At 37.4% G+C, this 12579-nt stretch carries 13 protein-coding genes and 1 tRNA gene; all 14 read left to right on the top strand.

Annotated elements, in window-relative coordinates:
- The first annotated feature begins 143 nt into the window (after positions 1–143).
- Entirely contained in the window at positions 144–1169 is a 1026-nt protein-coding gene (locus BACCELL_RS14695; RefSeq protein ID WP_007212652.1) for a hypothetical protein, read from the top strand.
- A gap of 224 nt (positions 1170–1393) precedes the next feature.
- A complete protein-coding gene (locus tag BACCELL_RS14690; protein ID WP_007212650.1) occupies positions 1394–2362 on the top strand; it encodes a hypothetical protein in 969 nt (322 codons plus the stop codon).
- Between the two features lie 198 nt (positions 2363–2560).
- The gene (locus BACCELL_RS14685) at positions 2561–4294 is read left to right on the top strand and encodes a DEAD/DEAH box helicase family protein (protein ID WP_007212649.1); all 1734 of its coding nucleotides are present in this window, start codon (positions 2561–2563) and stop codon (positions 4292–4294) included.
- 18 nt (positions 4295–4312) lie between these two features.
- The gene (locus tag BACCELL_RS14680; protein ID WP_007212648.1) at positions 4313–5014 is read left to right on the top strand and encodes a radical SAM family protein; all 702 of its coding nucleotides are present in this window, start codon (positions 4313–4315) and stop codon (positions 5012–5014) included.
- Between the two features lie 331 nt (positions 5015–5345).
- The gene (locus tag BACCELL_RS14675; protein WP_007212647.1) at positions 5346–6362 is read left to right on the top strand and encodes a DUF3871 family protein; all 1017 of its coding nucleotides are present in this window, start codon (positions 5346–5348) and stop codon (positions 6360–6362) included.
- A 53-nt stretch (positions 6363–6415) separates the two neighbouring features.
- Entirely contained in the window at positions 6416–6688 is a 273-nt protein-coding gene (locus tag BACCELL_RS14670; protein ID WP_007212646.1) for a hypothetical protein, read from the top strand.
- A 252-nt stretch (positions 6689–6940) separates the two neighbouring features.
- The gene (locus tag BACCELL_RS14665) at positions 6941–7534 is read left to right on the top strand and encodes a tyrosine-type recombinase/integrase (RefSeq protein ID WP_007212644.1); all 594 of its coding nucleotides are present in this window, start codon (positions 6941–6943) and stop codon (positions 7532–7534) included.
- A gap of 583 nt (positions 7535–8117) precedes the next feature.
- Entirely contained in the window at positions 8118–8699 is a 582-nt protein-coding gene (locus BACCELL_RS14660) for a hypothetical protein (protein WP_007212642.1), read from the top strand.
- Positions 8700–8709: 10 nt separating this feature from the next.
- Entirely contained in the window at positions 8710–8967 is a 258-nt protein-coding gene (locus BACCELL_RS14655; RefSeq protein WP_007212641.1) for a J domain-containing protein, read from the top strand.
- Entirely contained in the window at positions 8964–9374 is a 411-nt protein-coding gene (locus BACCELL_RS14650) for a hypothetical protein (RefSeq protein ID WP_007212640.1), read from the top strand. Before BACCELL_RS14655 ends, BACCELL_RS14650 begins: the two co-directional genes overlap by 4 nt.
- A gap of 23 nt (positions 9375–9397) precedes the next feature.
- Positions 9398–10312: a hypothetical protein gene (locus tag BACCELL_RS14645; RefSeq protein ID WP_007212639.1), complete on the top strand. Its 915-nt coding sequence runs from the start codon at positions 9398–9400 to the stop codon at positions 10310–10312.
- A 7-nt stretch (positions 10313–10319) separates the two neighbouring features.
- Positions 10320–11180, top strand: coding sequence for a penicillin-binding transpeptidase domain-containing protein (locus tag BACCELL_RS14640; RefSeq protein ID WP_007212638.1), 861 nt, complete (start codon positions 10320–10322; stop codon positions 11178–11180).
- On the top strand, positions 11180–11809 hold the full coding sequence (locus BACCELL_RS14635) for an XAC2610-related protein (RefSeq protein WP_007212637.1): 630 nt from the start codon (positions 11180–11182) through the stop codon (positions 11807–11809). The genes BACCELL_RS14640 and BACCELL_RS14635 overlap by 1 nt, the downstream gene beginning before the upstream one ends.
- Positions 11810–12336: 527 nt before the next feature.
- Positions 12337–12430: transfer RNA gene (locus BACCELL_RS14630), tRNA-Gly, on the top strand.
- The last annotated feature ends 149 nt before the right edge of the window (positions 12431–12579 follow it).

Genomic DNA, 12579 nt, shown 5'->3' with positions numbered 1-12579 from the left:
CCACTCAAATATACTTGGATAGCTTCGATAATGAGCAGGTGGATGAAGCGATGAAGAACTTGCTATAACAAAAAGAAGTCTGTAGTCCGAAAAAGATTGCAGACTTTTCTTTTATTTTGCGGTATAATTAATAACATCGTACTATGTCAAAAGAAGAACTGTACCAAATAGAAGAACTGCCCGATTTTAAAGTGGCTTGGCATGAAAGCTACAAATGCCTTAATGAACCACTATTAGAATATGTGTGGGAAGTAGCCAATCACTTCCTGCCCGATTATGAAGAAGCAGATACGGGAATGATACCTGTAGAATCTTCCGCACCTGCCATATTCGCCAATAGATATGCGGAGAGAAACTTATCCGTTGAAGAAAGATACGAAAGAAGCAAAGAAATAAAAACTTTTAAGGGGACTTTAGAAGAATACAAGAAACGGGAATACAGAGAGTTGGACGATTCTTTCAAAGAGAAGTTTTTGAATAATAAGAACTTACAGCATACCATTGAAGCATTTGATTTTGATGTCAGCAAGTTTTGGTATCTGCTTCTTTTCGTATATGACTTTATAGAGGATATTGGAACTGATGCGCCTACTGTAGAGAAACCGCTACTTGAAGATTTCGCTTCTTTTCTAACTAATCTATGCGGAGCATCGAGCATAACCTTGAAACAGGGCGACAAGAATATTTATTCTACAGAACGGGAAGACTTGATAGACATTATCCAAAGGGCTGTTTATCATTTCGGTGAAACATATAGCAAGATTGTAAACGGAGAACAAGACCTAAAAACAAAAATCAAACAATTACAGAAGTTAGGCTTGAAAGGCTTTATAGATAACAGCCTGTTATCGCAAATTAATTTCAACGGCAAGTACACTCTTGACTATTCCCACAAAAGATGGAAGTTTGCAGAAATGTTCCTGTATTTCTTGGAGGGCAAGAAAGCAGATAAAAAAAGAGTAAGTGACAGAAACGTAAGGATTTCTACTGAAAAGAACCTATTCGTTTCGAGACTTCTCTATACCACAGGCTATGTCTCGGAGGTGTACGACAGAGAGTTCTTTCCAAACGGAAAGCCCAACAGGACATTGTCCCTTATCATCCGAAAATACAGTAAGGAGAAATTTCCCCCTGTTATAGCTAACAACTATAATGCAGTAGCACTTTAGGCATATATAACAACAGGAAATGCGTACTGAAAGACTTATTCTTTTCGGTACGCATTTTTTTTGCGTACTGAATGCAACAGATGATAAGTACGTATATTATTAATTTACAGCGCTTTGCAGTGAAATAAAATATATTTTTCTTTGCATCGTCAAAATGAAAACCAAGATGCGCATCAACTAATGATTTTCGATTGACATTAGTTTCTAAATTAAAATTGTTAGCTATGAGCAAAATAGTACAGGTGGCGACCTCAAACGCAGATGTGTTAATTAACGCTACGGAAGTAGCAAGTGTAGAATCTCAAAACGACAATAATATGAATGAAGTGACGAGCACAGACTGTTGCCCGAAAGAAAAGACAACAGTTATCGCTATCATTGAGGGTGTTAAACAAGAAGTTAAATTGGCTCGCACCATCTATAGCATGGACGTGCTGAAGAAAAGCCAAGAGAAACTCCTTGGAGAAATTGACAAGAGCAAGTTGCTTGATGAGATATTCCACTTTTCAGACCCCGAAATCTTCCGCAAGGCAGGGATTCCCCTCTACGACTGTGAGGGGGAAGAAATTCCTAAAGATGAGGAGAATGTGCTTGTGCCTATTGAGACAGGAGCAAACTATTGGAGGTTCAGTTTCGATGCCGTACTGAAACACGTACAGATACATACCTTTGAAAGCGTGGAAGAGTATGCGCAAGTGGTAGGAATGGCAGACCTTTTCACCCGTTCAAGAAGCACAGTCGAGAAGATAGGCATTGCGGCTTTGGCTACAGGGGATGCCACTTATCAAGCGGTCTATGAACTTGCGAGAAAGACAGGTATGCCCGGCAGCAGTGCTTATGCGTACTTGGGGGTACAACTCCAAGCATCCACCACGTTGGAGATGTCTATCGGTATAAGACGGAAAGACGTGCCTGTGCTGAGCAGAACCCTTGAAGAAGCGTTGGAACTCCACAAACAAATCTGCCTTACGTTTACTCCAGCCGACGCAAGGAAGCGTTACGCAATTCGGGCTATCAACTCCGTTATGAAAACAGGAGACTATGACCTTGCAACCATCATGCAGGCATTACGAACCATTCCAGCGGAAAGCGTCACACGTGCCCGCCTAATGGATTGCGGAATAAAAGAGACCTGCATAGCCAATGTCCTAATCAAGTACATCATTGAAATGCGGCAAAAGAGAGCCGCCTAAACAGCTCCGAAGAATGAGCCTGTGTGACAGGCAGGCTTGTTCTTCACATTAGAAGCGTCTCTTTCCAATGTAAGAAAAACCAACAGATTATGGATATATATAAATTCAGTCTGACAGTACAACAATGAACGGAGGATGCTCTAATGTGGCTGACTTACAAAGACAGAAAGTGTAAGAAAATTTTTAGGAGAAAAGATTATGATTACGTATAAAATAAGTGTAAAGGACGGTTACATGGTAGATTCCGATTTACCACACAACTGTATCTTTAATAAAGCGAGGACAGGCTGCGGTGGCACAAGCATCGCATTGAATAACGGCGAGAATTACGTTGTTGCCGTACCCACCACCGAACTGATAATAAACAAGTGCAGTTCCAATGACAGATGTTTTGGCTTGTACGGAAACTTCACGCCCAAACTGAAAAAAGAACTGTCCGACTACATCCAGCAACACGAATGCAGGAAGATTATATGCACCTATGACAAGCTGCCCAAACTGCTGGCTTTGGTTGATGGAAAGGACTACAGGCTGTTGGTGGACGAATACCACAATTTCCTCAAACAGTATTCGTTCAGGGACAAGGCTATTGACGGAGTATTAGATAACTTTAAGGCGTTCAAGTCTTTCTGTTTCATGTCCGCCACTCCGATTGAAACGGACTTGAAGCCAAATGTTTTGGATGGCGTGACGGAATATGTTGCCGATTGGAAAGAACCGCTCCCGATATGCGTCCTTCCCTATCAGACCAACAAGCCTTATCAGTTTGCAGCCAATGTTATCGGCAAATACAAGATGCAAGGCTGTTTGGAAGTGAACGGGCATGAATCACGGGAAGCCTATTTCTTCTTGAACAGCGTACAGGAGATTGCGCACATCATCAGACAGTGCGGGCTGACCAATGACAATTGCAGGGTGATATGTGCCAATACAAGCCACAACCAAAAGAAACTGGGTGAAATGAAAATATCCAACTCGTTAAGCCCTGCAAGGATGTTCAATTTCATCACCTGCAAATCATTCGAGGGTGCGGACTTTTTCTCTGAGACAGGGCTTTGTTTCGTTATCAGCAATGTCTATAAAAAACAGACCTTGGCAAGCATGGATATTGACATACCCCAAATTGCAGGAAGAATCAGAAACAGGGAAAATCCGTTAAGGCATACGGTCTTTCATATATTCAACACCAAGAAAGATGATATGTTTGCCAGCTATGAGGAAGTCAGGAAAGACACGCTCAAACAGCTTGAAATAGCAGAGGAAAGGGTTAAGGCATACAATTCCTTTTCAGCGGATGCCAAGAAACAGCAGGCTAAAGAGGTCAAAGATTCCTCATATATAAGGTATAACAACGGTATGTTTGAAGTGAACGACAGGGCTGTAAACTATATCCTGTATGAATACAAGCTGATGCACCAAATATACCAGTCGAAAGAGAATGTTGCGGATGCCTATGCCCATGCAGGTTTCAACTATGGCAATATCCGATGGGAGAAATTGCCAAACGAGGAGATTGGAAAGTTGGGCAGGAGAATTGCGTTTGCGGAGATAGCGCAGAGATACTATGACCTGCAATACAGCTTTGACAATGGCAGGGCAGAGATTGAAAGGCAATACCCTTTCATCCGTGAAGCGTTCCAACTGTTAGGCTTTCAAGAGATACGCAGGCTAAGAAGCAGGAAAGCGGTGGAAGAAGCCTTGCTACAAGCCAAGTTAGCCGATAAGCCAAGCCGTTCTGAAATGTTCGGACTACTTTCGCAAGTGATAGAAATCGGCAGATTCTACTTGACAGCGGACTTACGGGCAATCTGTGAACAGTTCCATCTTTCCAAGATTAAGGATTTGAGGGAATGGTACAATATCAAGAGTGGAACAAAACGGATAAATGGTGTTCCACGAAACGGATATTGGATTAGGAGTTTGATTGTGTAATATTAAAACTTATTTATTATGGGATTAAATTTAAGCAAGGGGGATATGTACAAGTTTGTTAACTATACTTGGAATCCTATCAAAGGCAAATGCCTGCACGATTGCAGCTATTGCTATATGAAGCAGATAAATCCAAATGCCAATCCGCCAAGATTGGCAGAATATGAACTTAATACAGACCTTGGCTGTGGCAGGTCTATTTTTATTGGCAGTTCCACGGATATGTTCGCAGAAGACATACCATCCGAATGGATTGCCAGAGTGTTGGATTACTGCTATCAGAACAGAAACATGTTACTGCCCAACGCTTACCTGTTGCAGTCCAAGAACCCCAAGAGATTTTTGGAGTTCATCAACCATCCGATTATGGAACGTGTGGTATTCTGCACGACCATTGAGACCAACCGTTTCTATCCGGAGATAATGAACAAAGCTCCAAGAATTGATGAACGGGTGGAAGCTATGGAAGAGATAGCAAGGCTTGGACGCCCCACAATGGTAACGGCAGAACCTTTGATGCAGTTTGACCATGAAGAAATGGTGTCTTTTATCAGAAGATGCAGCCCCAAGTTGGTGAACATAGGAAGAAACTCTTGCAGGAGAATTGTACTGCCAGAGCCTACCCAAGAAGAAGTCCAGCAACTCATTGCGGAACTGAAATCGCTGAAATCGTTTACCAAGGTGAACGTGAAAGACAACGCATTGGAATGGTGCAAGTAACGGCAGAGAAAGAAAGTTGGAGGAAACCTGCAATATGGCGGAATCCAACTTTCGCTTTTTATTAGAGTTATATAGCCTATACTTTATAATATTCCACATACAGCCAATGACATTAAAAAGGCTACCTAATTAAAGAATCACCTATATGCAGTTTAGCTAAAAGTCAAGAGAACAGACATATAAGGTACTTAATACAGAAATCCCCCCCTCCCCATTCAGCCAGTGACCTAAAATATATAAGAGTGTCTGCCTCACGAGTTCACAACCCCTCAAGTCCCCCTCTGTATATTGATATAAAAAAGAATTATTAATCATTTAAACTTTTATCATTATGACAAATTTAGTTATCATGCCAACAGAGAACAGAGAGAGAATGAATTTAGGTGAGTTTGCAGAAGAAGCAACCATTATTGAAGAAACTGCAACGCCTAAAAGAGTAAATCATTTCATTGAGGCAAACACCCAAGAAGCTACCTTGCAACATTTGAAAAATGACTGTATTACTCCCGTTTTTGCAAAAGACAATGAGCTTACAGTAAACCATGCTGCATTTATTGAAACTGTTTGGGAAGCTGCAAACTCCTACTACAATGGTGAGACTATCGGAACACCCGATATTCGTGTCTCTCATGTGATTAAGGGGCGCATCCCCGAAGCTATCCACAAACCTGCCAATCAGTTGTTGGAATCAGACAAAACAATCTACTATGAGAGGGCAGCTTTCAGTATTGACATTCCCACAATCTATGAAACGGTTGAGGGAAACAAGTTGAACCTTTCAATAGTGGGGGTCAGAGCCTATAATCAAATGAACTTATACAGCAAGAAAGTTCCAGAGTTGTTTAGGTTGGCTATTGGCTTTAAGAACCAAGTATGCTGCAACATGTGCGTCTTTACAGATGGTTACAAGGATGATTTAAGGGTGAGCAATACAAGTGAACTTTACCGTTCTGCCTTGGAACTGTTCAACAACTACAATCCTGCCAAACATCTGCATTTGATGCAACAGTTGGGCAATACTTCAATGAGTGAACACCAATTTGCACAAATATTGGGCAAAATGAGACTTTATCAGTGTTTGCCCAATGGCTACCAAAAGAGACTGCCAAGAATGTTGCTTACTGATACACAGATTAACAGTGTTGCAAAAGCCTACATTAATGATGAGAACTTTGGCAGCTTTGGAAATGACTTGAATATGTGGAAGTTCTACAACCTATTAACGGGTGCAAATAAGAGCAGCTATATAGATTCATTCTTAGACCGCTCATTAAATGCAACTGAAATGGCTGTTGGAATCAATGCAGCCCTGCATGGGGATGAGCATTACAAATGGTTTATTGACTAATTAATGAGAGGACATCTATTTATTTAGGTGTCCTTTCCTATTTTTACAGAACTATGGATAAACAGACAGAGAAAGTAATAAAGCACATTAAAGACTTGGAAAACAGATTGGGGCATGTGGATAACAACCTACGCTATATCAAAGTTATACAAGCCTTGAAATATTGGTTGGAAAAGTTTGCAGACCTGCTTAGTAACAACCAAGCATTACAAGAAGAGTACCAAGCAACCTATTTAAGCTACTTTTATACGGGTTGTGGTTTTTCCTTTTATGATAGGGTGTGTAACTCCATATTAGAGTATAAATATGGGAACAGACCTTTTTAATAACTTAAAAATACTACAATATGGAAGATGATGGGAAATTGATACTATGGGGAACATTGGTAGTTCTCCTGCTGATAATAATTGGTATTATCAATCCTTTTTTGCTGATACTGATTTTATCCATCTTTATTTATATACAATCATAGTTACACTTTCTAATAGAAGTGAAAGTAATTTGAGAATCAGACTATTACAAAATGATTCCCGAATTTACTTTCACTTTTATTGTTAAACCTACAAAATTGAAACAACATGAGTTTGAAGAACAGCTATACAACAAGTGACTGCCTGCAATGGGACAGTGCCACAAACTTGGTAAGAAAGTTATATAGGGATAAGAATTATAGGATAAGCCTGCTTGTTGGGTGTGGCATATTCTTTGGTTTACGCATTTCTGACCTGTTGCAACTTACTTGGGAAATGCTCCTGAATAAGGATGCAAAGTTTACCATTACTGAAAAGAAAACAAGCAAACGCAGGGAAGTGAGAATTAATAAGGAGTTTCAGAAGCACATTAAAGACTGTTATACTGCTTTGGATATTCAGAACTTGAATGAGTTTTGCTTTTTATCGGGAAAAGGTAAGAACAAGGTCTATTCTATCCAATGGATAAACATTGTACTTAAAGAGTTGAAGAACAAGTACAATTTAAAGATAGACCATTTTTCCACTCATTCACTTAGAAAGACTTTTGGCAGGAAAGTGTTTGAATCCTCTGAAAATGCTGAATTGGCTTTGGTTAAGCTGATGGAACTGTTTAATCACAGTTCTGTAACCATAACTAAAAGATACTTAGGACTTAGACAAGAAGAACTGTTAAACACTTATGACTGTTTGAGTTTCTAATCTGTTGGGATGGGAGAAAGTTTGAAATTTCTGTTGTTATCATGCAATTTTCAGAAACAAAGAACTTTGTCCCGTTCCCTAATATACAGCAACTTTTAAAAACTGCAATGTAAGAGAAACTGTAAATAATGGCTATATATAAATATGGTAAGGCATAGTTTCAAGCGAAACAGATAGCGATAACGCAGTTAGTTCCGCATTGATGCAAGCGTAAGAAAATTATCTTTTTAAAAAGGCATGATGTGGCTTGTAGTTTATGGTATGTGTGATTTTAGGAAATTACTTATAAGGTCTGAACAGCCGTACCAATCTGCAATATCAGAAAAGCAACTATAATCCTTATAACTAACAATAGGTATGGAGCTACAACTAAAAGAAGCTGATACTACCTAATTGCTTACTACGGATGTGCTTTAAAACACTTGGAACTACATTTATCAGTGTTTTATCTTTAGCTATTCAAAACCTTTCGCTAACTTTGCAGCAATTTCAGTGGGCTTAATGCTCTGAAAGGACATATTTAACGAAAAGGTGTTATTGAGATTATCTTCTTTTCTCAAATTCTCGCAAAATTTGAAAAGGCATGAAGATGATAGCAGTAGCACCCCACCATTTGATATATACCTACCTTATATCCATAAGGCTCTTAGATATTGTCAAAATTGGTGTGGGTTGCTATTGTTTTATCCATGCCAAGGCAATGCGAGAAGCCAGAGAAAAGGATAAAGCAGATATAGTTCCCACACCTTATTTTTTATCCGCTTCTTCGGGGAATTGGAAGTGCAATATTATTAATATGACTGATGATAATATTTTAACGTGTTACTCTTGCTTCTTAGTTAGCATTCTATCCAAATGCCCTAATCAATCCCTTTCTGCAACAAAGGTTAATATAAAGAATGCCTTTATAACATATATGGAAATGGGGAAAAGTTGTGCAATTGATAGAAACTTTCAATACGAAAATTTTATTAATGAAGCAAGAAATATTATTTCAGAAGTTGGAGGTATAGAACAAATAATTCAAGCATTTAAGTCCTTGGCGACTAATGAAGATATAACAGAATGCAAAACTTATTTAATGAATTTCGGGCATCAATGCCGTAGAATTTCAAATAGTGAAGCACCAATGCAAGAAGCCATATACATATCTAAACAATTTTAAGTTCTATATTATGAGACTTGCAAAATGGTTTAGATGGGTATTTCCTGCAAAGAACAAAACTAATGAATCTATTAATATAGTAAATAGTATAGCAAAAACAAAGAAATTACATAAAGAGCTAATACTATATGCTCATCCTGATAAGCATCCCAACAATCAAGAATTGGCAACCAGATTATCAGAGCGTATAAATGAGAATAGGTTTAATTACAGTGAGTTATTAAAATTGCAGGACATAATAAACAAAGAATTATATATAAAAGAATGAACATCATAGATTTATTTAAAAACTTATTAAATTCACTGCTTGATGGTTCTTTTGAAAAAATGAAAATCATATCTACTATGAATCAAGCATTTAAAGAATACTATTATTCGGGTGAATTAAACAGATTGTGTAAAGTATCTATAACAATGGGAAACGATAGTTATAGACACGAAATGAGTGCTATCTTTTTTAGAAGCGGATTTAAAATCTCCATTGAGAATGATTCTGATTTACGGGATTCTGAAATAAGAGATATATCTCAATATATATTATCAAATAAGGCTTTTGTCAGACAACTCATGTCATTGGGATTTGATACCTTAATAATAATGGGTAAAACCACTAAAAAAGCAATGCAATATAGCCTAAAAGAATATGCCCAATTAAGAGGATTTTCTTTAGAATAAATAACTAATTACTTATCACGAATATGAGTTATGTTAGTAGTACCTATAGGAAAAAAGAATTTATTCAAATTGTTATAGAACAAACTTTTATTTTAAAGAAAGATTATATTAGTAAATGGTTTTCTGTAAAAGAGGTATATACCGAAGTTTTACAAGAAGAAGAAAAGATTATATTCAGTAATGGAGAAGTTGTTACGAAAGAGCGTAAATTATACGTGAATTGCGACCCAACAAATTTTATACATTGGGTAACTGATTATAAAAACAATATTAGTATGACATATTTCTCTACTGGACAAGAAGAGAAAGGAGAGCCACCTTTAAAACCGAAGAATGACAAGATTGTTCGTAAATGGACAAATGGGGAAACTTGTCACGAATGTTATAATAGCAATAGAGATTTGTCATATATGGCAATCTATGATGCGAACAATAGATTAAAGGCTGATACAAATTACATATATGACAATGACAATCAACTTATTAAGATTCGTTACATGAAAGAATATGGGAAATTGAAATCAGAAATAACATGCCAATATAATGCGCAAGGCAAACTTGTTTTTGAGCAAGTGGTAGATGGTGATAACAAAATAGTAAGTAGAACAACGTATTATTATAATAATCAAGGAAAAGAAACACGTATATGTAAACATATTAGAGGTAGAGAGTATAATTCTAAGTTCAACTATGACAATAATGGAAACCTTATATCATCTGATTTTTATGATGATAGCCATATATTAAGGCATGGTACATATCGCTATAATCAATATGGTGATACTATTTATTTTGATACATGGAGAGATGGAAAGAGGGTTAAGGAAGAATATGAATATGATAAGTACGATAAATACGGTAATTGGCTTGAATGCCGTGAATTAAAAGATGGGGAAACTGTAAGATTCATCAGAAGACAATTTAAATATACAAATTAGCTTATTTATGAAAAATACTGTTATCCTTTTAATCAGCATAGCTACATTCGTAGCTTGCGCCAAACAAAAAACAGAACAAGTTTCTACCATAGACAGTACCTTGCAGGTAAAAGTTGATTCTATCCTGCAAAACAAGCTATCCGAACTTGATGCTACAACAGGGCAAGTTATTGTAATGGAAGTGCAGACAGGAGAAATTAAGGCTTCTGTTGGTACTGATTCCATCCTGCAAGAATCGGGATTGGTGCGTACCGCTTCACTTTTGGCGGTATTGGAAACAAAGGCGGTTAAACTATCTGATACAATAGATGTTGGCGATGGTATTTTAGCTATTGGAAAAGATACATTGTGCGACCATAATTGGCATAGAGGTGGATATGGTAAAATCACGGTGGAGCAAGGTTTCGGACTTGCATCCAATATCGCCAATTACAAAGCGGTGAGAAAGGCATTTGATAATGAACAAGCCTTTGCGGAAGTACTTGCAAAATACGGTTATCAAGTGAAAGATACAAGTTTGGTTTATAACTCTTTAGGATATGGCATACTCACTACTCCATTACAGAACTTGACTTTCTTTAATTACATAGCTAAAAGTAAGACTGCCATAAAAGAAGCATTGGAATACTCTGTTTCTAATGGATTAGCTAAACCTACCCAATCAGATAAAGTTAAAGTAGCAGGAGCAACGGGAACAATCCAACTTTCAAATGGAGAATATGCCGTAGAGTTTTGCGGCTACTTCCCTGCCGATAATCCGAAATACAGTATCATTGTTTCCATTAATAAGAAAGGATTACCTGCAAGTGGTGGACTGATGGCAGGTGATGTGTTTAGGCAGATTGTTGTTATAATGGATGAAAGGTAATGAGAAGATTGTTATTTATCATTATAGGATTACTTAGTTTAATAGCCTGCAAAACAGACAAAATATCTGTTCCGCAGGATTTTGAATGTTTCAATCAGCCACATATTTACATCAAGTACAAACAGCCTGTAAACGGATATACAGTAAAAGTAATGTGGCTGCAAAATGGTGAGGTAGGTAATGCCCTATTCTGTTTAGAGAAACAAGGAGTACAATATTACTACTTTGCGGAGAAATGGACTGATAAGATTCTGTATGATAAAGGTAACACATATCCTAACAACACAGTTATAGAGTTAGACTATACGGCTAAATTAAAGAGCGAAGAATACCTTTCGGATGATTCTCCTTTCTTCTTTTCCGATGTTGATTTTGACGGAGAAGAGGAGTTTATTATCAATCGCTATAAAAGTGGTTCAAGAGAATCAAATGCCTATGATGTGTACGATGTCAGCCCATACGGTTACTTTATGCAGAAAACAGAAGCACCATTTACAGAGTTGGAAAACGGACAATGCGAGTTTGATTCAGAGAACAAGACCATTACTGTTTACGGCTCTAATGGTTGGAGCAATATTATCAATAAGACCTATCAACTAAAAGGCGAAAAGTTTGAATTAATAAAATAGTACATAAGCAAAAAGCCAACCTACCCATTTGAAGTATGCACTTCAAACAACGGATAAGTTGGCTTTTTCAGTTCTAAACAAACATCTTATTAACTACAAAACTATGTGTTACACAAGCATATTTATAGATGCAGAGAACACAAAACAATAAGAGCAGATTTTTCAGCAGGTAGATTTTTGAGAAGATATAGCTTTATATACCCACTACTGATTTCTATACCGATACTATATTATGCTATGGAAGTGCAATATATGAATACTTTTTCAGCGGAGGGGAAGCTACACTATGCTATTATATACCATATCATTAGATAGGTAAAAAACTGACAGTCAAAAGCAAAACTATTAGAAAGAATCATTGCATAACAGCATGATATTTACTAATTTTGTGGTGCAGTTGCAATACTGCAAAGAGATTATTAACTTATTTATTATGAACCATTCTTGGTACTTGACCTTAAAAGTCAACCAAGACATCAACCAATAGTTTCTAAATAGAATCAGATTCTAAAGATAGCTATCATAAACGGAAGTAGCTCAGTTGGTTGCCTTTAATCCGCAGGATTAAAGGACATTAGCCTTCCAAGCTGAGGGTCGCGGGTTTGAGCCCCGTCTTCCGCTCTTAAGAAAATCAGATAGTTATCGAAAGATTTCTATCTGATTTTTGCTTTTAGAGGGTGCTGAATTTAGCGTGGTTTAACCGAGTGAGTTAAACCGAGAGTTAAACCAAAATCTTATGAACACAACAATCAACGTAGCGTGCTACAAAT

The sequence above is a fragment of the Bacteroides cellulosilyticus DSM 14838 genome, from assembly GCF_000158035.1.
Classification (GTDB): Bacteria; Bacteroidota; Bacteroidia; order Bacteroidales; family Bacteroidaceae; genus Bacteroides; species Bacteroides cellulosilyticus.
The sequence above is the reverse complement of the archived record's forward strand: the minus strand, read 5'-3'. Positions and strand labels throughout refer to the sequence as shown.

Excerpts from the sequence above, each read along its gene's own strand:
- BACCELL_RS14670 (WP_007212646.1), top strand. The coding sequence starts at position 6,416 with ATGGATAAACAGACAGAGAAAGTAATAAAGCACATTAAAGACTTGGAA.
- BACCELL_RS14680 (WP_007212648.1), top strand. The coding sequence starts at position 4,313 with ATGGGATTAAATTTAAGCAAGGGGGATATGTACAAGTTTGTTAACTAT.
- BACCELL_RS14695 (WP_007212652.1), top strand. The coding sequence starts at position 144 with ATGTCAAAAGAAGAACTGTACCAAATAGAAGAACTGCCCGATTTTAAA.
- BACCELL_RS14640 (WP_007212638.1), top strand. The coding sequence starts at position 10,320 with ATGAAAAATACTGTTATCCTTTTAATCAGCATAGCTACATTCGTAGCT.
- BACCELL_RS14665 (WP_007212644.1), top strand. The coding sequence starts at position 6,941 with ATGAGTTTGAAGAACAGCTATACAACAAGTGACTGCCTGCAATGGGAC.
- BACCELL_RS14650 (WP_007212640.1), top strand. The coding sequence starts at position 8,964 with ATGAACATCATAGATTTATTTAAAAACTTATTAAATTCACTGCTTGAT.
- BACCELL_RS14690 (WP_007212650.1), top strand. The coding sequence starts at position 1,394 with ATGAGCAAAATAGTACAGGTGGCGACCTCAAACGCAGATGTGTTAATT.
- BACCELL_RS14645 (WP_007212639.1), top strand. The coding sequence starts at position 9,398 with ATGAGTTATGTTAGTAGTACCTATAGGAAAAAAGAATTTATTCAAATT.
- BACCELL_RS14655 (WP_007212641.1), top strand. The coding sequence starts at position 8,710 with ATGAGACTTGCAAAATGGTTTAGATGGGTATTTCCTGCAAAGAACAAA.
- BACCELL_RS14660 (WP_007212642.1), top strand. The coding sequence starts at position 8,118 with ATGAAGATGATAGCAGTAGCACCCCACCATTTGATATATACCTACCTT.
- BACCELL_RS14685 (WP_007212649.1), top strand. The coding sequence starts at position 2,561 with ATGATTACGTATAAAATAAGTGTAAAGGACGGTTACATGGTAGATTCC.
- BACCELL_RS14675 (WP_007212647.1), top strand. The coding sequence starts at position 5,346 with ATGACAAATTTAGTTATCATGCCAACAGAGAACAGAGAGAGAATGAAT.
- BACCELL_RS14635 (WP_007212637.1), top strand. The coding sequence starts at position 11,180 with ATGAGAAGATTGTTATTTATCATTATAGGATTACTTAGTTTAATAGCC.